The sequence below is a fragment of the Rhodanobacter sp. UC4443_H10 genome, from assembly GCF_052978325.1.
In genome coordinates, this window is record NZ_CM129668.1 from 299,076 (window position 1) to 319,799 (window position 20,724).

At 66.7% G+C, this 20,724-nt stretch carries 16 protein-coding genes; 8 read left to right on the plus strand and 8 right to left on the minus strand.

From position 1 onward, the window contains the following. Positions 1-27 precede the first annotated feature (27 nt). Positions 28-2,256 (minus strand): penicillin acylase family protein, encoded by a 2,229-nt coding sequence (locus ACVCMB_RS01295; RefSeq protein WP_395117647.1) that lies wholly within the window; start codon positions 2,254-2,256, stop codon positions 28-30. A 70-nt stretch (positions 2,257-2,326) separates the two neighbouring features. Further along, on the minus strand, positions 2,327-3,178 hold the full coding sequence (locus ACVCMB_RS01300; RefSeq protein ID WP_395117649.1) for a LytTR family DNA-binding domain-containing protein: 852 nt from the start codon (positions 3,176-3,178) through the stop codon (positions 2,327-2,329). Between the two features lie 144 nt (positions 3,179-3,322). Here ACVCMB_RS01300 and ACVCMB_RS01305 point away from each other — a divergent pair, with 144 nt between their 5' ends. Then, positions 3,323-5,131: an FAD-binding protein gene (locus ACVCMB_RS01305; protein ID WP_447105946.1), complete on the plus strand. Its 1,809-nt coding sequence runs from the start codon at positions 3,323-3,325 to the stop codon at positions 5,129-5,131. 285 nt (positions 5,132-5,416) lie between these two features. Here the strand turns inward: ACVCMB_RS01305 and ACVCMB_RS01310 are convergent, their stop codons facing one another. After that, positions 5,417-6,187, minus strand: a complete 771-nt coding sequence (locus tag ACVCMB_RS01310; RefSeq protein ID WP_447110580.1) for a YajG family lipoprotein — start codon at positions 6,185-6,187, stop codon at positions 5,417-5,419. Positions 6,188-6,203: 16 nt separating this feature from the next. On the opposite strand from ACVCMB_RS01310, the gene ACVCMB_RS01315 reads away from it, so the two are divergent. The 7 genes from ACVCMB_RS01315 to ACVCMB_RS01345 all read left to right on the plus strand — a co-directional run bounded on the left by ACVCMB_RS01315 (position 6,204) and on the right by ACVCMB_RS01345 (position 14,879). Continuing rightward, a complete protein-coding gene (locus ACVCMB_RS01315; protein ID WP_395117655.1) occupies positions 6,204-6,629 on the plus strand; it encodes a heavy metal-responsive transcriptional regulator in 426 nt (141 codons plus the stop codon). Then, positions 6,626-9,157 (plus strand): heavy metal translocating P-type ATPase, encoded by a 2,532-nt coding sequence (locus ACVCMB_RS01320; RefSeq protein WP_447105947.1) that lies wholly within the window; start codon positions 6,626-6,628, stop codon positions 9,155-9,157. Before ACVCMB_RS01315 ends, ACVCMB_RS01320 begins: the two co-directional genes overlap by 4 nt. 90 nt (positions 9,158-9,247) lie before the next feature. Then, entirely contained in the window at positions 9,248-10,522 is a 1,275-nt protein-coding gene (gene folC, locus ACVCMB_RS01325) for a bifunctional tetrahydrofolate synthase/dihydrofolate synthase (protein WP_395117659.1), read from the plus strand. A 76-nt stretch (positions 10,523-10,598) separates the two neighbouring features. Beyond that, entirely contained in the window at positions 10,599-11,627 is a 1,029-nt protein-coding gene (locus ACVCMB_RS01330; protein ID WP_447105948.1) for an SPOR domain-containing protein, read from the plus strand. An 84-nt stretch (positions 11,628-11,711) separates the two neighbouring features. Beyond that, the gene (locus ACVCMB_RS01335; protein WP_447105949.1) at positions 11,712-12,419 is read left to right on the plus strand and encodes a CvpA family protein; all 708 of its coding nucleotides are present in this window, start codon (positions 11,712-11,714) and stop codon (positions 12,417-12,419) included. A gap of 30 nt (positions 12,420-12,449) precedes the next feature. Further along, entirely contained in the window at positions 12,450-13,925 is a 1,476-nt protein-coding gene (purF, locus tag ACVCMB_RS01340; RefSeq protein ID WP_395117665.1) for an amidophosphoribosyltransferase, read from the plus strand. Positions 13,926-14,012: 87 nt separating this feature from the next. After that, the gene (locus tag ACVCMB_RS01345) at positions 14,013-14,879 is read left to right on the plus strand and encodes a ferritin-like domain-containing protein (protein ID WP_447105950.1); all 867 of its coding nucleotides are present in this window, start codon (positions 14,013-14,015) and stop codon (positions 14,877-14,879) included. Positions 14,880-15,221: 342 nt separating this feature from the next. Here ACVCMB_RS01345 and ACVCMB_RS01350 read toward each other — a convergent pair whose 3' ends face one another. The 5 genes from ACVCMB_RS01350 to ACVCMB_RS01370 all read right to left on the minus strand — a co-directional run bounded on the left by ACVCMB_RS01350 (position 15,222) and on the right by ACVCMB_RS01370 (position 20,689). Further along, a complete protein-coding gene (locus tag ACVCMB_RS01350) occupies positions 15,222-15,545 on the minus strand; it encodes a hypothetical protein (protein WP_447105951.1) in 324 nt (107 codons plus the stop codon). Between the two features lie 165 nt (positions 15,546-15,710). Further along, positions 15,711-16,256 (minus strand): DUF4189 domain-containing protein, encoded by a 546-nt coding sequence (locus ACVCMB_RS01355; RefSeq protein ID WP_447105952.1) that lies wholly within the window; start codon positions 16,254-16,256, stop codon positions 15,711-15,713. A 2-nt stretch (positions 16,257-16,258) separates the two neighbouring features. Continuing rightward, a complete protein-coding gene (locus ACVCMB_RS01360; RefSeq protein WP_447105953.1) occupies positions 16,259-17,320 on the minus strand; it encodes a type IV secretion system protein in 1,062 nt (353 codons plus the stop codon). Positions 17,321-17,385: 65 nt separating this feature from the next. Next, the gene (locus ACVCMB_RS01365) at positions 17,386-18,165 is read right to left on the minus strand and encodes a hypothetical protein (RefSeq protein ID WP_447105954.1); all 780 of its coding nucleotides are present in this window, start codon (positions 18,163-18,165) and stop codon (positions 17,386-17,388) included. Between the two features lie 34 nt (positions 18,166-18,199). Beyond that, positions 18,200-20,689, minus strand: a complete 2,490-nt coding sequence (locus ACVCMB_RS01370) for a VirB4 family type IV secretion/conjugal transfer ATPase (protein WP_447105955.1) — start codon at positions 20,687-20,689, stop codon at positions 18,200-18,202. Between the last annotated feature and the right edge of the window lie 35 nt (positions 20,690-20,724).

Below are 20,724 nucleotides of genomic sequence, written 5' to 3' on the forward strand. Positions count from 1 at the left end.
TGCTCGACCGTCGTTGCCGTTCAGCTTTTACCCGCCGGGGTGATAGCTGCGTTCGGTGTGGCCCTTCAATTGTTCCGGCCAGAAGTACACAGTGCGCAGGTTGCCGGTGGTGTAGCGCTCCGCCTCGTCGTTGAAGTGCGGAGAATCGGGGTGCCCGCTTTCGCCGCCGGCGGTGATCGCCCGCGCATGCACCTTCGGCCCGAACTCGACGGCAGCCACGAAGCTGTTGCCGCCGGTGCCGTAGTAGCGCTTGGTACCCGGCCAGCGATGCGCGCCGAACGAGGCCAGCGAACCCCAGCGCGAGGAGGTGAACGGCACCGGGATGCTGGGCTTGGCGTCGTCGAATTTCTGCACGATGTCGCCGTTGATGCGCTGGAAGCGGTTGATCTCGCCCCACGGCACGCCCCAGCTGCCGAAGTCCTGGGTCAGCCGGTCGGAGGCTTCGACCAGCGCATGGAGGCGCGCCTTGGCGCCGGCCTTGGCGGCCATCCGGTCGTAGATCGACAGGCCTTCGGCGGTGTCGGCCTTGCTCACTTCGTCCCACAGCGTATCGCCCCAGAACACCGCCAGCGAGGTCGGCATCGAGGCGATGCCCCAGCGGTAGTCCCAGTCGCGCAGCAACTGGATCGGCCCGGCGAGTTTCGCGCGCAGGGGATCGTCGGCGGGCAGCGCGTCGTAGTCGGCGATCAGGATCGGCAACTGGCGCGCGAACGCGGGCAGGTAGGAGTCGAACGCGGCGGTGATCAGCGAGGGCAGGGTGACCTGCCTGATGTCGGTGAGCAGGCGGATCGCGTGCAGGCCGCGCGGGTTCTCGCCGAAGGTGTCCATGTAGCGCGGGTAGTCGGCCTGCTTCGGGCTGTACGCGCCGGCGGCGGAATACGGCCAGTTGTTGGTGTTGAAGGTCCAGCCATTGGGCGGGTTCACCACCTGCGGCAGTTGGTCCAGCGGCGTCAGGCCCTGCCAGTCGGTGGCCGGATCGCTGCCGTCCACGGGTTTGGTGTAGTCGAAGCGGTTGTCGCGCCTGGGCACGAATTGCGGCAGCAGGAAGGCGATCTCGCCCTTGTCGTCGGCAAACAAGGTGTTGTTGGACGAGTTCGCCTTCAGCTCGGCGACCTTCATGTAGCTGGCGAGATCATGCGTCCTGGTGCGCAGCCAGCTCTGCTCCAGCGCGGGGATCGGCTTGTTCATCAGTGCTTCGGCGATCCACTTGCCGTCCGCCTCGCGCACGATCGGGCCGTGATGGGTGAAGTGCGCGGTGAACGTGCGCTGCGCCAGCGCGCCGCTCTTGTCGCGATACGACAAAGTGATCTGGCGTGACGTCACCGGCCGCAGTTCCTTGCCGTAGCGGTAGAACAGCTTGCCGTCCCGGTGCACGATGGTCTCGGCGAACTCGTCGACCACGTCGACGCCGGTCGAGGTATGCATCCAGCCCACGTGCGGGTTGAAGCCCTGGTAGATGAAGAATTGGCCCCAAGTCACCGCGCCGTAGGCATTCAGCCCCTCGTCGCTGGACATCTGCAGTTCGGAGCGGAAGAAGAACGAGGTGTGCGGGTTGATCAGCAGCAGCGCGTGACCATCGACCGTGAGCTTCGGCGCGATCGCGATGCCGTTGGAGCCGGTCGGCTCGATCCAGCTGGGTTGCGTGTGCACCTGTGCCAGCGGCGCGTCGGCCGGGCTGCCATAGAACGCCTTCAGCGGTGCCAGCTCCACCCGCTCGATGTCGCCGCCGATGCTGCCTTCGGTGAAGGACAGCGCCATCCACGGCTCGAAACGGGTGAGCACGCGCGGGTGCACGTCGGGATGGGTGGCGAGGTAGTAGTTGAGCCCGTCGGCCCAGCTGTCCATCAGCTGGCGCAGCCAGCGCGGGCTTTGCGCGTACAGCTTCTTCAACTCGGCCGGATCGATGAACAGGCGCTGGCGCAGGTCCTGCCACAGCGCAGAGTCGTCGGCGTCCTTCGCCTCGGCCAGCCGGCCCAGCGCGATCAGGTAGTTGGTCTCGACCCGGTTGAAGTCGTCCTCGGCCTGGGCGTAGGCCATGCCGAACACCGCGTCCGCATCGGTCTTGCCGTGCACGTGGGCGATGCCCCAGTCGTCGCGGGTGATCGTCACCGCCTGCGCCTGGCGCTCCCAGCGCGACTGCTCCGGGGTGGCCGCGGTGGCGGTTTGCAGCAGGCTCCATGCCAGCAGTGCGGCGATGACCAGCACGGTCGACGCCCTGTGCGCCCGCGCGATGCCGCCGAGGATGCGTGTATTCATCTGTTGCCCCTTGATGACCGACCGGTCTGCCCAGCGTAGCCCATTCCGCCCGCACCGCGCTGTCGCCCGCTCAGCCGCCGAAACGCTCGCGCAAGGCAGCACGGTGGCGTCGGCTGCAGGGGATGGTGGCACCGTCACGCATGGTCAGGCGGGCGTCGCCGGTATCCAAGGGCTCGATCTGGGCGAGGTAGTCGAGATTGACGAAATAGCCGCGGTGCACGCGCACGAAACGCGCCGGGTCCAGCCGCTCCTCGATCGCCGCCATGGTGCTGCGCAGCGGGTAGTCGCGACCGTGCACATGCAGGTTCACGTAATTGCCCGAGGCCTGCAGCCATTCGACCTCGCTGGCATTGAGCAGGAATTCCCGCCCCAGCTTGCGCACCAGGAAGCGTTCGGGCCGCTCGACCGGTTCGGCCGGCTGTCCCTCGTCGGGGGCGGCCAGCAAGCGCGCCTCGCCCTGCCAGCGGATCAGCCACAGGCGCGACAGGCACAGCAGGGCGATGATGACGAAATAGGTGCGGATGTCCTTCAGATACTCGTAGCCGTAGTGCGCGCCGAACTGGTCGTGGGAACCGACCAGCGCGTAACAGAGCCGACGCAGCGCCACCATGCCGGTGACATGGATGAGGCTGAACGGGACCGTGGCCAGCAGGTGGCGCGGCAGGCTGTGCCGCCAGGTATCGACGCGGAACGGCCAACGGCGTTCCAGCGCGATCACGAACGGGATCAGCGCCAGGATCAGGAGGGCGCTGCTGAACTCCCACACCCAGGGTTTCCACGTGTCCACGTCGGGATGATCGGTCAGCGCAACCAGCGCATTGAATCCGGCGTTGAGGATGACCAGGGCCACCCAGAAGCCGACTTCGATGGGTCGCCGCCAGCGCTGGAAATCGTCGAAGCTGAGGCCGGGGCGTTCGTTCATCCGGCGATTCTACGCAAAGCCCCGCGACCCGTCCCCGCAGCCCTGCCGTCCGTCCCCGTGACGGGTCGATCCGTCACCTGGCGGGCGACAGCGCGGCCGGAGGCGCTGCAAGATGGAGCCCTCGACCCCACCATCGGAACGCCCATGAACCGCCGCGATCTGCTCAAGGCCGCTGTCGCCGCAACGCTCCTGCCCTTGGCGCTGTCGCCGGTCGCCCGGGCGCTGGCCGGTACCCGCAACCATCTTTCCCGACTGCTGCGCCGGGTGCGGCCGGGCGATCCGGCGTGGCCCGACGCCGACGCCTGGGAAACGCTGAGACAGCAGGTCGGCGGACGCCTGCTGAAACTGCAATCGCCATTCGCGCCGGGGGCGACTGCCGCTGCCCGGGCCGAGGCGCTGGCGCAGATCAAGAATCCGTTCTACGTCGGCGACAACCCCGCGCTGACCCAGACCAGCGGCTGGCTGGATGCCTGGGCCTCGCAGCCCAGCACGTACGCCGTGGCCGCCGAGAGCACGGCCGACGTGGTCGCCGCGGTGAACTTTGCCCGTCGGCATCATCTGCGGCTCGTCGTGAAAGGCGGCGGCCACAGCTACCAGGGCACCTCGAACGCGCCCGACTCCTTGCTGGTGTGGACGCGGCACATGCACGACGTGACCCTGCACGACGCCTTCGTCGGCCACGGCTGCGCGGGCAAGCAGGCCGCACAGCCGGCGGTGAGCATCGGCGCCGGCGCGATGTGGATCGACGCCTACGACGCTGTAACCACCAGGGGCGGCCGCTACGTGCAGGGTGGCGGCTGCACCACGGTGGGCGTGGCCGGGCTGGTGCAGAGCGGCGGCTTCGGCAGCTTCTCCAAGCATTACGGCACCGCGGCGGCGGGCCTGCTGGAAGCCGAAGTCGTCACCGCCGACGGCCAGGTGCGCATCGCCAACGCCTGCACGAATCCGGATCTGTACTGGGGCCTCAAGGGTGGCGGCGGCGGCAGCCTTGGCGTGGTCACGCGCCTGACCCTGCGCACGCGCGAGCTGCCGGCGTTCTTCGGTGGCGTGTTCGGCACGATCGAGGCCACCACCGATGCCGCCTATCGCACGCTGATCGCCCGGGCGATCGCGTTCTATCGCAGCGACCTGTTCAATCCGCACTGGGGCGAGCAGATGGGCTTCAGCGGCCGCAAGCTGGAACTGAGCATGCTGTGCCACGGGCTGGACCAGGCGCAGATGGAAAAGGTCTGGGCGCCGTTCCTCGACTGGGTGAAGGCGCGCGCGGAATATCGCTACGCCGATCCGATGAAGATCTTCGCGATGCCGGCGCAGCACATGTGGGACGTGGATTTCATGCGCCAGAATGCGCCCGGCGTAATGGTGGCGGACAACCGGCCCGGCGCGCCGAAGCACCATGCCTACTGGGCGACCAATGTGGGGGAGGCGGCCTGGTTCCTGCACGCCTACCAGTCGGCGTGGTTGCCGGCCACGCTGCTGCACGAGGATCGCCAGGGTGCACTGGTCGATGCGCTGTTCGACGCCGCGCGCGAATGGAGCGTGGGCCTGCATTTCAACAAGGGCTTGGCCGGCGCGCCCGCGGCGGAAATCGCCGCAGCGAGAGACACCGCAACCAACCCGCAAGTGCTCGATGCGTTTGCGCTGGCGATCATCGCCGGCGGCGGTGCACCGGCCTTTCCGGGCATGCCGAAACCGGATCTGGCGAAGGCGCAGCGCGCCGCCGCCAGCATCGGCACGGCGATGGCCGCCCTGCGCAAGGTCGCGCCGAACGCGGGTGCCTACGTCTCCGAGAGCGATTACTTCCAGCGCGACTGGCAGGCCGCGTTCTGGGGCACCCACTACCCGAAGCTGCTCGCCGTGAAGCGCCGCTACGATCCCGACGGCCTGTTCTTCGTCCACCACGGCGTGGGCAGCGAGGGTTGGAGCGGCGAGGGGTTCGTGCGCAAGGATTGACCGGATATCGAGTTCAGAAGGGAAGACGAGGATGTAGGCCGAGCAGCTGTCTTTGTGATCTGAGGACAGCTTGCTTCGGCGGGCAAGCACTTCACCCCCCTCCTGGGGAAGATGGCGCGAAGCGATGGATGAGGGTTCGGGGTCCCCAGCGCGCGCTTCGGCCGCCCCTCGCCCCTACCCCTCTCCCGAGGGGAGAGGGGTTCAACACCTTCACGCGGCGCGTATGCACGCCGCTTCCTGTCCTCCAGTGACGCAGATGGCGTTCTTATGGCTTTTACGCCTGACTCAGAGCCCGTTGTTGTTGGCGGCGTCGGCGAACTGTTTCAGGTAATCCTCGAATGCACGCTGGTAGGCCAGTTGCCAGTTGGCTTCGCGAGCGACCTGGATGGAGTTGTGGCCGTATCCCTTCACGGTCACCTGGCGATGCCCCTGAGGGCTGTCGATCTTGAGCAAGGTGTCAAGCTTCGCCTCGATGCTGGCGCTCCAGAACCCGGGCGTGAACCACGCCCAAAATTGGCGGATGTCGACGCTGACATGTGGCGCATTCGCCGGGGCGCTGGCTGCATCCACGACGCTGTAGCCGCGGCTGGCAAATGCATTGGTCAACAACTGCCGGGTCACCGACTCCACGTTCTGGCCGGGCTTGAGCAGGATGTCGCCGAATGCCTTTCCGAAGCCGCCACGCTTGCGCGCGATGGCCTGCTTGCGTTGCGTTGCATCCAGCGCGTAGCTGGCGCCCTTCTTCAAGGATGGCGTGCTGGGGTCGTCCGGATCGGTTTCGAACACGCGCACGTCATGGATGGCGTCGATGACCACCGGTTTGCCGCCGCTGACTACCGCTGAACCCGGCGATGGCACGTCGAGCGACATCTGGGTGCGCGTGGTTGCGCAGCCTGAGATGAGGGCAAGGACAAAGACGGCGACGAGGCCGTGAACGAGATGCTTCATGCGTTTTCCCCTGTAGCGATGATGTCGTGGATCTGAATGGAACGGGAGAGTTGTCGCAAATGTCGCGACGAAAGGGAAGCTGATGCTTGACTCTTGACCTTGATCCAAGGTCTAGACTATGCCCATGAACACGCAAGCCTCCTCCCTGACCATCGGTGCCGTCGCCAGGCGCGTCGGCGTGGCGATCGACACGATCCGTTATTACGAGCGCGAAGGGTTGTTGCCCGAGCCGCAGCGGCGTGCCTCCGGCTATCGCAGTTACGGCGAGGGCGCGGTGACGCAGCTGCGCTTCATCCGCCGTGCCAAGGATCTGGGCTTCACGCTGGAAGAGATCCGCGAACTGCTCGCGCTGTCGGCAGATCGCCAGCGCGGGGTGAAAGCGGTGAAACAGCGCGCGCAGAAGCGGCTGGCGGCGATCGAGCAGCGCATCGTCGAGCTGCAGCGTGTGCGCGACGGCCTGGCGGAGCTGGTGGCATCGTGTCCGGGGCACGGCAAGCCGGAGCAATGTCCGATCCTGCGCGCGCTCAGCGGTGACGAGGTGTCGCCATGAACGCGCATGCCTGCTGCCACGGTGGCGACAACACGCCTTCGGCGGTGATTGACCCGGTTTGCGGCATGACGGTCGATCCGGCCACGTCGAAACATCAGTCGGTGCACGACGGGCAGGCCTTCCATTTCTGCTGCGGCGGCTGCAAGGCCAAGTTCGAGGCGGAACCGGCGCGTTACCTGGCCCAGCCTGCGGCGCACCATCATGACCACGCCTCACACGCGGCTGCGCATGGCGCACACCTGGCGAAGGACCCGGTCTGCGGCATGAGCGTGGACCCGCACACCGCGAAGCACCGCGCCGACCACGACGGCCATCCGTATCACTTCTGCTCCGCGCGCTGCCGCGAGAAATTCGTGGCCGACCCGGCCGCATACCTCGGTGAACGCAAACCCGCGCCGGCCACACCGGCCAGCACGATCTACACCTGCCCGATGCATCCGGAAGTGCAGCAGGTCGGCCCCGGCCATTGCCCGAAGTGCGGCATGGCGCTGGAGCCGATGATGCCCTCGCTGGACGAGGACGACGGCGGCGAACTGGGTGCGATGACGCGGCGCTTCTGGTGGCTGCTGGCGCTGACCTTGCCGGTGTTCGCGCTGGCGATGGGACCGCATCTGTCCGGCTGGCATCTGTCCGCGCCATGGGATGGCGTGGCGGTGTGGGTCGAGGCGGTGCTGGCCAGCGTGGTGGTGCTGTGGGGCGGCGCGCCGTTCTTCGCGCGCGGATGGCGTTCGCTGAAGCCCTGGTCGCCGAACATGTACACGCTGATCGCGCTGGGCACCGGCGTGGCGTGGTTGTACAGCGCGGTGGCGTTCGTGCTGCCGGGGATCTTCCCCGACGGCTTCCGCGACATGCATGGCCGCGTCGCGGTGTACTTCGAATCGGCGGCGGTGATCGTCACCCTGGTCACGCTGGGCGATTTCCTGGAGCTGCGCGCGCGGCGGCGCACCGGCGCGGCACTCAAGGCGCTGCTGAGGCTGGCGCCGAAAACCGCGTGGCGGATTGCCGTCGATGGCAGCGAGGCCGATGTGCCGCTGGAGCAAGTGCAGGCCGGCGACGTGCTGCGCGTGCGCCCCGGCGAGAAGGTCCCGGTCGACGGCGTGGTGATCGAGGGCGAAAGCCATGTCGACGAATCGATGCTCACCGGCGAGCCGATGCCGCTGGCCAAGGCGAAGGATGATGTGCTCACCGGCGGCACCGTGAACCAGGATGGCGCGCTGACCATGCGCGCGCAGAAGGTCGGTGGCGAGACGATGCTGGCGCAGATCGTGGCCCTGGTGGCGGCCGCCCAGCGCAGCCGCGCGCCGCTGCAGCGCGTGGCCGACAAGGTGGCGGCGTGGTTCGTGCCGGCGGTGGTCGTGGTGGCCGTGCTGGCGTTCGCCGCGTGGGCGATGGTGGGGCCGGAACCGCGCCTCACGCATGCACTGATCGCGGCGGTGTCGGTGCTCATCATCGCCTGTCCGTGCGCGCTGGGCCTGGCCACGCCGATCTCGATCATGGTCGCCAGCGGGCGCGGTGCGCAGCACGGCGTGCTGTTCAGGGACGCCGGCGCGATCGAGTCCCTGCGCGACATCGACACCCTGGTGGTGGACAAGACCGGCACGCTGACCGAGGGCAAGCCGGCGCTGACCGAGCTGGTGATCCTCGGCAACCGGCCGCGCGAACGCCTGCTGGCGCTGGCCGCCGCGCTGGAGCGGCCGAGCGGGCATCCGCTGGCGCGGGCGATCGTGATGGCTGCGGACGCCGAAGGCGTGCCGAAGCTGGGGGCGACGGAGTTCCGCTCGCTGACCGGGCGCGGCGTCAGCGCGACGGTGGATGGCAGCACGGTGGCGCTGGGCAATGCCGGGCTGATGGCCGAGTCGCATGCCGCCATCGGCGACGATGCCAACGCTCGCGCGGAACAACTGCGCCAACACGGCGCCACGGCGATGTTCCTCGCCGTCGACGGCAGTCTCGCCGCGCTGCTGGCGGTAGCCGACCGCATCAAGCCGGACACGCCCGCCGCCATCCAGGCGCTGCATGCCGCCGGCCTGCGCATCGTGATGCTCACCGGCGACAACGCCACCACCGCGCAGTCGGTGGCGCGCACGCTGGGCATCGACGAGGTGCATGCCGACGTTTCGCCCGCCGACAAGGCCGCCGTGGTCAACGCGTTGCGCGCCGAAGGCCGTCGCGTGGCGATGGCCGGCGACGGCATCAACGACGCGCCGGCACTGGCCGCGTCCGATGTCGGCATCGCGATGGGCAGCGGCACCGACGTGGCGATGGAGAGCGCGCAGATAACGCTGGTGAAGGGCGAGCTCGGCGCCATCGTGCGCGCGCGCCGGTTGTCGCAGGCCACCGTGCGCAACATCCACCAGAACCTGTTCTTCGCCTTCGTCTACAACGCCGTCGGCGTGCCGCTGGCGGCCGGCGTGCTGTATCCGTGGTTCGGCATCACCTTGTCGCCGATGATCGCCGCGCTGGCGATGAGCCTGAGTTCGGTGTCGGTGGTGAGCAACGCGCTGCGGTTGCGTGGCGCGGGATTGTGAGGGCAGTGCCGGCTGTCTGATCGGTACGTTCCTGCGCCGGGTTCGGCGACAATGGGCGACCCCTTCGCCTGTTCATCGAGTAACCCGTTCATGCCCCGCACCCTCGCCGAGTGGTTGAGCTATCAGGATCGCGTCAACCTGCACACCATCGAACTGGGGCTCGATCGCGTGCGCGAGGTATGGCAGCGCATGGGCGCGCCACGGCCGGCGCCGCGGGTGATCACCGTGGCCGGCACCAATGGCAAGGGTTCGACCGTGGCGCTGCTGGAGGCGATGCTGAAGGCGGCCGGTTGGCACGTCGGCGCCTTCACCTCGCCGCATCTGCTGGCCTACAACGAGCGCATCGGCATCGACGGCGTGCCGGTCACCGATGCCGCGCTGATCGAGTCGTTCGAACGCATCGAGGCGGCGCGCGCGGAGATTCCGCTGACCTATTTCGAGTTCGGCGCGCTGGCGGCGGTGGACTTGTTCGCCCGCGCGGGTGTCGACGTGGCGGTGCTCGAAGTGGGGCTGGGCGGCCGACTCGACGCAGTCAACATCATTGATGCGGACGTGGCCGTGATCACCACCGTGGATCTGGACCACATGGAATGGCTGGGCCCCGACCGTGACAGCATCGGCCGCGAGAAGGCCGGCATCGCGCGCGGCGGGCGGCCGGCGATCCTGGGCCAGCTCGACCCGCCCGACGGCCTGCTTGCGGCGCTGGCCGAACGCGGCGCGCAGGTCGAGCGCGCCGGCATCGACTTCAGCGTGGAGCGTCACGAGGACGGCTGGCGCTGGCGCCACCGCGACGGCAGTGCGATGGAGTTGCCCGATCCCTATCTCGCCGCGCCGGTGCAGCACGCCAACGCCGCCGCCGCGATCGCTGCGTTGCATGCGTTGGGCGACGAGGCGTTCTCGCCCAGCACCCTGTTCGCCGCGGCCAGCGCCGGCCTGCACGACGTGCGGATCGCGGCGCGACTGCAGGCGCTGGGCGGCGAGCCGCCGGTGTTCGTGGACGTGGGCCACAATCCGCAGGCCGCGCGGGCGCTGGCCGAGTGGCTGGACGCATCGGCGCACGGCGCAGTGCATGCCGTCTATGGTGCGCTGGCCGACAAGGACGTGGCCGGGGTGATCGGCGCGCTGGGTGCGCGCATCGCGCACTGGCATCTGGCCGGGCTGGAGCAGGTTTCGCCGCGTGGCATGGACGTGGCGGCGCTGTCCGAGAAGCTGAAAGCCACCTTGCCGCAAGCATCGTTCGACGCCCATCCCGACGTGGCTGCCGCACTGGCTGCGGCACGCCAGGCCACGCAGCCGGGCGACTGCATCCTGGCGTTCGGCTCGTTTTTCGTCGCCAGCGCGGTGATGGCTGAACATGCGCCGTGAGCCGCCGCATGGCGCCGGGCGCCGGCAGGTATAATCGCCATATTGCGCATCGCGTTCGCCGCCTGGGAGCGAAAACTTGAAAACACGCCTGCTGGGAGCTGCCGTCCTGATAGCGTTGGCGGTCATCTTTGTGCCGATGTTCTTCACCGACAGCCCGCCCACCCCCGGCGGTGACCGCTCAGTGAGCCTGGCCATTCCGCCTGCACCCGACCGCGACCTGCAAACCAGGACGATGAGCCTCGACCCGTCCGCCGCCGCCAGCGTGCCGGCCGGCGCGGCGACCGCTGCGGCGTCGGGCGACCGCATCGCCACGGTCACCATCGACTCGAACCGCCCGCGCGACGTGGAACTCGACCCCCAGGCAGGCCGGACGCCCGCGCCGACCACGGTGACGACCGGCAGCGGCACCTCGCCGGCGCAACCGGTGATCCCGCAGCGCGACACGGGTGCCGCGCCGATGCCGAAAGCCACGGTCGCAGCGAAACCCGCGCCGGCCAGCGAGCCGACCCGGCCGGCGGCCAAACCGGCCGAGCCGACGCCCGCACCCGCGCTGGCACCGGTCACGGCGGCTGCGGCACACGGCAGCTACACGATCAACCTCAGCGCCTACGCCAGCGCCAGTGGCGCGGCAAAGTTGCAGAGCCGGGTGCGCGCATTGGGCTACCCGGTATCGGGCCGCGTGATCACGCGGGCCGGGCAGTCGCGCACGCTGGTTACCGCCGGTCCATTCGAAACGCGCACGGCCGCCGAGGCGGCGCGCCTGAAGATCACCCAGGCGATTCCCGGCGTGCCGGCCAAGGTGGAGCAGGGCGGCGATACCGCGGGGACGTCCACGAGCACCACGCCGACGGCCACCCATGCCGCCAGGGCCGGCGGCTGGGCGGTGCAACTGGCGGCGGTGAGCAGCCAGGCCGACGCGACCGCCTTGCGCGACAAGTTGCGCGCGGCCGGCTTCGACGGTTTCCTCGACTCGGTGCAGTCCGGTGGCCGTACCCTGTGGCGCGTGCGCGCCGGCCCGCAGACCCAGCGTGCCGATGCCCAGCGCGTGCACGACCAGATCAAGGCCAAGCTGGGCATCGACGGCAATGTCGTTTCGGTGCCCTGAACGACACCGCGGCCGCGGTGATGAAGGTACGCCGGCGACGCAGTCATATGCCGGGCGTGGCGTCCGCGCGAGCCGGTTGAACGGATGAACTGGCTCGACGGAATCATTCTGGCCATCCTTGCGCTGTCGGTGCTGATCGGCCTGATGCGCGGACTGGTGGCGGAGGTGTTGTCGCTGGCCACCTGGATCGCCGCCTTCTGGATGGCGGCGGTGTTCGGGCCGGATGTGGCGGCCTTGTTCGAGAATTCGATCTCGCTGCCCATGGCGCGGATCGGACTCGGCTACGCGATCTGCTTCTTCGGCATTCTGTTGCTGGGCATGCTCGTGCGCTTTGCCGCCCGACGGCTGATCTGGAGCACCGGCCTGAGCGGTATCGATCGACTGCTGGGCGTGTTGTTCGGTTTCGTGCGTGGTGCACTGGTGGTCACCATCCTGGTTTTCCTGGTGGGGCTTACTGCGGTGACGCGCGAATCGTGGTGGCAGCAATCGGTGCTGCTGCCGCAGTTCCAGGGCGCCGCAGCGTGGCTGGGGCAGAACATCCCGGCCAGCGTGGGCGATCACCTGCATCCCGATGCAGTGCTGGACAAGCTCAAGTCGGCGCCGGTGCTGCCGCACGGGCCGGCCGGCTCGTCGACAGCGCCGAGCCTGCTCGATCGCGTGGCTCCGGCCGAACTGCTCAAGCGGGTGGACGGCTTGAGCGAGCGGCTGCACGCCCCCATTTCCGGACGGCAAGGCGCTCCCGCGGCGCCGGCCAGCGCCGCCAGCACGCCGCCGCCCGCGCGGCAACCATAGAATCAGCATTCCCGAAACAGGCCATCCATCATGTGCGGAATCATCGGCATCGTCGGTACCACGGAAGTGGCGTCGGCGCTTTATGACGGCTTGACGGTGCTGCAGCATCGCGGCCAGGACGCGGCCGGCATCGCCACGGTCGAGGGCTCGCGCCTGCGCCTGCACAAGGGCAACGGCCTGGTGCGCGACGTGTTCGGCCAGCGCGCGATGGGCGAGTTGCGCGGGCGCATCGGCATCGGCCATTGCCGCTATCCCACGGCCGGTTCGGAAGGTTCGGCCGAGGCGCAGCCGCTGTACGTCAATTCGCCGTATGGCATCGCCTTCGCGCACAACGGCAACCTGGTCAATACCGACGCACTGCGGCGCGAGATGTTCGAAGGCGACCGTCGCCACATCAACACCGATTCCGATTCCGAGGTGCTGCTCAACGTGCTCGCGCACGAGCTGCAGATCCAGGACCGCATGGAGCTGACTCCCGACCACATCTTCAAGGCCGTGGCCGGCGTGCATGCCCGCGCCCGCGGCGGCTACGCCTGCATCGCGCTGCTGCTGGGTTACGGCCTGGTGGCGTTCCGCGATCCGCACGGCATCCGCCCGCTGGTGCTGGGCGAGCGCGTTACCGCCGAAGGGCACGAGTACGCCGTGGCCTCCGAATCGGTGGCGCTGGACGTGCTGGGTTTCAAGCGGTTGCGCGACGTGATGCCGGGCGAGGCGGTGATCATCACCGACCAGGGCCAGTTGCACAGCCGCCGGTGCGCCGAGGGCGCGGTGCACACGCCGTGCATTTTCGAGTACGTCTACCTGGCGCGGCCGGACTCGATGATCGAGGACGTCTCGGTATACAAGGCGCGTCTGCGCATGGGCGAGAAGCTGGCCGCGAAGATCCTGCGCGAGCGCCCCGACCACGGCATCGATGCGGTAATCCCCATCCCCGACACCGCGCGCACCGCCGCCAGCGCGCTGGCCGGCGTGCTCGGCGTGCCGTTCCGCGAGGGCTTCGTCAAGAACCGCTACATCGGCCGCACCTTCATCATGCCGGGGCAGGGCGAGCGGGTGAAGTCGGTGCGCCGCAAGCTCAACGCGATCGACCTGGAGTTCAACAAGAAGAATGTGCTGCTGGTGGATGATTCCATCGTGCGTGGCACCACTTCGAAGCAGATCATCCAGATGGCGCGCGATGCCGGGGCGAAGAACGTCTACTTCGCCTCCGCCGCTCCGCCGGTGCGCTACCCGAACGTGTACGGCATCGACATGCCCTCGACCAGCGAGCTGGTCGCTGCCGGTCGCACCGAGCAGGAAGTGGAGAAGCTGCTCGGCGCCGACTGGCTGATCTACCAGGACCTCAAGGATCTCGAGTGGTCGGTGCGCGACGGCAACGCGAACCTCGAGCACTTCGATACCTCGTGTTTCTCCGGCGAATACGTCACCGGCCTGGACGACCAGTACCTGGAACAGATCCAGATGCTGCGCTCCGACGACGCCAAGGCTGCGCGGCGCGCCGTGTAAACCGCAGGAGCGCACTTGTGCGCGATGCTTTTCTGCCGGGATTCGGGAAAAGCGTCGCGCACAGGGTGCGCTCCTGCAGGGAAACCCATGTCCGATCTGCATGCCGCCGCCAAAGCCTGCCTTGACGCCAGCGAGCCCGACGAGAAGTTGCGTCTGACGCGTGAGACGTGGCGCGCCTTCGAACGCGGCGAATTGCAGGCCGATGCGTCATCGCCCGCGCCCGAACCGATCGGTCCGCCGGGTCGCCCCGAGCGGCCGCGGCTGGTCAATGCGCGCCAGCTGCCGCAGCGCGGGCTGGGCAGTGCCGAAGGCCGCATTGCCCTGGTGCATGCGGTGGCGCACATCGAGTTCAACGCGATCAACCTGGCCTGGGACGCGGTCTACCGCTTCCGCGGCAAACCGCACGCCTACTACCGCGACTGGGCCAGCTGCGCCCACGACGAGGCACGCCACTTCGCCATGCTGTCCGCGCGGCTGGCCGAGCTTGGCCACGTCTACGGCGATTTCGACGCCCACGACGGCCTGTGGCAGATGGCCGAGAAAACCGCCGGCAACGACACCGCACGCATGGCCCTGGTGCCGCGCGTGCTCGAAGCCCGGGGGCTGGATGTGACGCCGGGCATGATCGAGCGCCTGCGCCAGCTGGGCGACGAAGGCACCGTCGCCATCCTGGAGGTGATCCTGCGCGAGGAAGTCGCCCACGTCGCCGCCGGCACGCGCTGGTATCACCACTGCTGCGAACGCGACGGCATCGAGCCGATGGAAACCTTCTTCGGCCTGATCCGCGAGTACATGGGTGTCGACCTGCGCGGGCCGTTCAATCGCCCGGCGCGGTTGGAAGCGGGGTTTTCCCCGGAAGAACTGGATCGGCTCACTCGCCTGGCCGAAAGCTCACGTTCGTCGGGTGACGCGACTCCGCCGTCGCGATCGCGCAGCCCGGCCGGGATGAACTAGCGCCAGACTATCCGCGGTTCGGCCAGTCGCAGCGCCACAGGTTGCGCCGTCGACCAGTAACCTGCTGCCTGTTCGCATGCTTGAGCCCATGCGGCGCCGTTGTCCGCGATCAGGGTCTGCACGGCACCGGCGATCTGCACCTGCTCCATTCAGGCAACGGCCCCGTATTCGAGTGCGAATGCACGCGTGCCATTTTCGCTGAGGGCGATCTGGCCGATGCGATCCAAATCCATTCTTGAGAGCCGCCACGACCAGTGCAGCGACGATGTTCTCGCTCCGCATGACGGGATGCCGCAGGTCGATATCCTCAAGAACTTCTCACGGGCGCGCGGCAGATGTGCTTCAGGGCACCGTTCCCCACTCGGCGATGATGGCGTTCAGGATGGCGGCGTTGGTGCCGGTGTTGGCGCCTGGGCAGGTCGTCAGGTATCGCCGACGCAGTTGGGAGGTTGCTGGCGCGTCGAAGTACGGGTCGAAGACCACCAGACTGAAGAAGAACGTGGTCGCAGGCGCGCAGGCGGCACCGCCGGTGGCACCGTCACCGGACACGCCGGCCATGCAGGTATAGACAGCGCACGGGTCGATGCTTTGTGCGCGTGCAGGTGCGATTGTGAGCAGGGTAGCGATGCCCATGGTCAGGGTCGCGAGCAGCAGGGTTGGCTTCATGGCATGTCTCCGATGCATGAGTTGATTGCTGGTGCGGATTTTCAGAGGGCGTGCGCCGGGCCAGGAACGATTCCGGCGTTGCTCCTCGGATGGCAGCCACAGGCGAATCCGTTGTTGGTCAGTGGCTGCAGGAAAACCGGCGTCGAGTTGACTTCGCAATACACGTCATGGCGTGGCGAATCCGTTGGGGCGACTGCAATCCTTGAACAGCACATGACATTCCTTGTGTCCGGTCTTGGTGCAGGCCCTGATGGCGTAGACCTCGGCTCCGATTTCCGTGGCATCGGCCTGCACGCCCCACGCCGCGTCGCTTATTGCGAATGCGCCACAGCCGTTTTCGTATGCGAGTACCAACTGACAGTCCACGCCGCCTTTGGACTGGCAGTCCTTCACTGCGCCTTCCTTCGCCTCATCCTCGGTCGGAGCTTCGACAACGGAGCCGATGGTTCGGCGTTCGTCATCCCACGCGATGGCTCCCCAATCGGGCTTCCATTCAAGTGGCGGAACGGGACGGGGCGGTGGGGGCGGAGGAGCGGGGCGAGCTTGCTGTTGCTCGTAGCTCGCCATGGGCCTGCAGGCGCCTGGATCTTGCGCGCTGGGCACGCTTCCGGTTGGCAGGAAGCCCGCAGGACAGCCATTTTCACCGTGAGCGACGGGGGCGGCCATGAGCAGCGAGCCGATCAGCAGCCAGCGTGATGCCATCGACGTCATGGTCAGTTCCTTGCGATGGTTGGGGGCTTGATGGAATCGGTTGCGACGACGGCTGCAACGGTGGTGCGGTGCAGGCTGCTACCCGTATTGAAGGTGGCGGCACCGGCAGCCGGATTACCGAGGCCAGGCAGTGGCGCATTCGCATAACTTCCCGGCGGCTGCCCCTGGGGGCCGGGGGCACTGGCTGGACCCGCGAAAGCCGAGTAGTGCATGAAGTTGCCCAGCGTGCCCTGGAAGAACATGGCAGCCATGGGCGGTACGGAGACGATCAGCACGGTCATCAGCAGGCCCAGGCCGCCTTGTTGCAGGGCTTGACTGGACAGACCCTCCGCGCCATTGCCCGTGATGTTGTTGATGAGATTGGAGGTCCACAGCGCTGCGGCCACGCGCAAGGTGAGCTGGAGCACCAGGGAGCTGACGAAAGCAAGGACGGCCATCGAGAACACGGTGCCGATGCCGTACAGCAGCCAGCGCTGAAACAGCGCCCTGGTCTGTTCGAAAATCAGGCAGAGGATGAACAATGGCCCGAGGCCGATGAAGAGGGCCAGGGCAAACTGGTACATCAGCAGCATGGCTGCGGCGGCCATCGGCGGGGCGGCGGTGCCGAAGCCGGCCATCAGCAGGGCATTCTGCTTGGTCTGGGCGAGGTCGGTGTCGCCCGGAGAAATCTGCACGGCATCGATGGCCTGCAACGCCAATTGTGTCCAGGCAAGGTTCTCGTCGATGGTTTGCGCGGCAGTGCTGTTGTCGCCGGTAAAGAGTTGGTTGACCTCGGTGCCGAGATCGACAGTCAGGAAGTGGTGCAGATTCGCTCCGAGCATGCTCATCGTGGTAGCGGCGGTGACGATGATGGCGACCCGGGTCATGCTCATCACCAACGCCATCATGGAATCGCGCGACTGGCCGGTGATCATGCGATAGCCCTGGATCATGATCCACAACGTCACCAGCACCAGAGCAATCCCGCTGGCCCAGGTCATCAGCTTGGCCATCAGATCCATGCCGAATGTATTGATCTGGTTGCTCAACCAGTTGTAGATCAATACGAAATAGACGAAACCCATCGTGCCCGATCCCTGTTCAGTGTGATGAGGCAGTCGATTTCGATTGCCCGTTGCGCGAGTTCGCGTCAGTGGAATGCAGCAGCGAACATCCCCGCCTGGATCACCCTGCCGAGGGCGGTATGGCTGCCGTTGAGTAGCTCCCGGGCCTGCACGCTCTTCTGGCCTTGCAGGTAGCTGATCATCTGGTCGTCGGCGCTGATCTGTCCTTTCCAGGTCTGCATCTCGTTGTCGAGCGCGAGACTGTTCATCTGCATGTTCGACATGGTTCCGGCAAGTGCACCTTCGCTGGACCCACCGTCATCCTGCTGCTTCTGCAGCGACTGCAGCTTCTGCGAGTAATCCTGGAGTCGCTTCATCATCTTGACGGTGAGGTTGTATTTGTTGATCTCGCGGAACCGGATCTGCTCGCAGATGACCTGCTGGTTCTTGAGGATCGACGCATTCACGTCAGGGGTGAATACCTGCAGCAGCCCGGAGATCGCCCCTGCCGCGCCGTCCCCATCGGGGCTGGGGCAAGCGCGCGCCACTTGATCCTGCGCATCCGACGGGGAGATTTCCTCGTAGCTGTTCTGCATGGTGGGCAGGTTGAAATCCATGTGGGTGTAGCGAATCAGTTGCTGCTGGTAGTGCTGCACGACGGCCTGGTAGTGCGCAATCTCCTTGGCGTACTGCGCCATTGTCTCGGCGAAGTCGGCCACGTCCTGGGCGATATGGGCCGGGTCGATGGTGACGACCTGGGCATGACCGCTGGTGCCGGCCATGCCGCAAAAGGCGCCGATGGCAAGAATCAGCGTTGCCTTGCACGCACCGCGCCGGCCGAAGTTGCTCCGAGTCCGATGGTTCATGGCGATTTCCTCCGGGGATTGTCGTGGGTAGGAACTAGATGCTGGCCGAACGCGGCGAGATGGAAGGCCGCGGGGACTTGCCGGACATCGGCTTGCCGCTGCCCTTGCGGTTTTCGTAGAACCGGGTAAGCCATTGCTCCGGTTGCAGCGCGTCGACGCTGACGCCTTCGGCGGCAGCACATTCACGCAGTACCTCGTGCATGATCTCGATGTTGTCGGTGGATGCGGAAATGACGGCGAGGGCATCGTCCATGCCGCGCAGGTTCAGCTGGCACACCGCGCTGGCGTGGCCCTGCTTGACCAGGAAGCAACGTGAACGCTCGTCCAGGCTCACGACGACCTGGTATTCGGCGTCGGTCAGTTTCAAGCCGTCGACGTAATCCTCGCGACTGGCGTTCGGGTTGGGCAGCAGGATCATCGTGGCGGTCTGCTCGATCAGCGCCGCGGCGATGTCGCTGGCCAGCGCGTCCTCGGGGCTTTGCGTGGCGAAGATGCCCAAGCCGTTCTGCTTGCGGATCGTCTTCTGCTTGTTTTTTGCGAACTCCTTGAGGCCGCCCTTGCCGTCGAGGATCTTCCAGAATTCGTCCATCACGTAGATCAGCGGGCGCCCGTCGATCAGCGCCTCCAGCCTGTGCAGCAGATAGTTGATGACCGGCACTCGCGCTTCGGGATTGTCGATCAGCTCGGTGTAGTCGAAGCCGATGATGTTGGCTTTCTCGAGGTCGATGGTGTCGACCGGGTTGTCGAATACCCAACCCAGCGAATTGCCTGCCGTCCACTTGCGCATGCGGATGAACAGGCCGTCGTCGCCCATGTTGGGCAGGCTCTTCTGGAAGTTGGTCAGCGTGCGAAGATGCATGGGCGTATCGAGCATGTTCTCCACGGCGCGGAAGATGTCCTCTTCCTCGCGCGAGCTGTAGACGCTCTTGCCGGCCATCACCTTGACCAGATCGGCCAGGAACTGCACGTTGGTTTCGTTGCGTTCGCAGTGGAAAGGGTTGAAGCCGGTGGGCTTGCCGTTTTCCAGTGCGAGGTAGTTGCCGCCGCAGGCGCGAACGAAGATCTCGGCACCGCGATCCTTGTCGAAGAAGAAAATCGTGGGCGAAGGCTGCAATTTCTGCACCTGGCTCAGCAGGAAGTTGATCAACGCGGTCTTGCCCGTGCCGGACTTGCCGATGACCATGGTGTTGGCGATGGCCTTCTCGCCGAGGGAGTTCTCCGCCGGATGGGTGGCGTGGAAATTGAAGTGATACGCCTGCCCGTTGGTGGTCTGCAGGGTGGTGACGCAGTCGCCCCAGGGGTTGTTCTCCTTCTTGCCGGTGGCGAAGTTGTGCAGCGGCGACAGGCCGAGGAAATTGAGCGAGCTGACGTTGGCCAGGCGCGTGCGGTATTTCCAGTTGCCCGGGAACTGGGCGTAGAACGCCGCGGTGACGGCCAGATCCTCCTTGACCGAGACGAATCCCGCGTTCGACAACTCGGCACGGGTGCTGGCGATCTGCTGCGACAGCGCTTCCTGGCTGGCGGCATAGATGGCCATGGAGAAGTGGTACTCGCCCAGCACGAAATTGCCGGAGGCAAGCTGATCCATGGCTTGGTCGAGCTCGGCGATCTGGCTGAAGGCCTTGTCGCCGGAGGAGATCATCATGCCCTTGGTGCGATCCAGCGCCTTGAGTGCATCCTGCCGGCCCATGGGGCTGAAGGAATGGGTGATGACGTATTCGAAATCGAGGTACTTCAGGCTGTTGAGGATGCCCGGGTAGGTCCCGTCGGTGTATTCCTTGATGTTGAGGATGGCGCCGAAGTGATTGATGCCGTCGGGCGTGGTGATCACGTAGTCGCCGGTTTTGGCCGAGAAGCGCTGCTTGCTGACCGGCAGGTAGTCGAACACGGGGGCGCTGAGCACGGGCACCGGTTCGTCGATGCGGTTGAGCAGGTAGCCGTACAACTCCAGCGCCTCGGAGAACACGATGCCGTTGGCCGCTTCGTACATGCCCAGTCGGCTGGGTGCGTAATCCTTCAGCACGGCTTCCAGGTTTCCGGCCAGTTCGAGCACGGTGTTCACCGCGTCGCGCTGTTCGGACTCCAGGCGGGCGAGATCGGCCGACTTCTCCACGAAGCGCCTGCCGCTGACGATGGGGCGGTACATCAGAGTCAGATACAGCTCGTTCTGCATCAGCTTTTGCGCGGACAAGCCCTTGTAATAGGTATCCGACAGATCCTGGTTGAAGGGCTGCACGAAGCGGCTACAGTCATCCAGGCGCCGGCGCCGGCGCACGTCGTGGACCCAGAACGCCACGTTGACGAAGTCGGGCGCGCGCAGGGTTTGCAGCAGCCGATTGAAGGTGTTGTGGCGGTGCTCGATCTCCCATTCCTCGCGCCCCACGAAGGGCAGCCCGCCCAGGCGCCACACCAGCAGGAAATCGCCGCCCGTGGTCTTGAGCACGGTCGGTGACACGTGCGTCGACAGGGGCAGGAACTCGGCGATGGGCGTGTCCGGCATGAATACGGGTTTTGGCTTGGGCATGAGTCCTGGTCCGGCGAACTCCGCGGCACGACGGC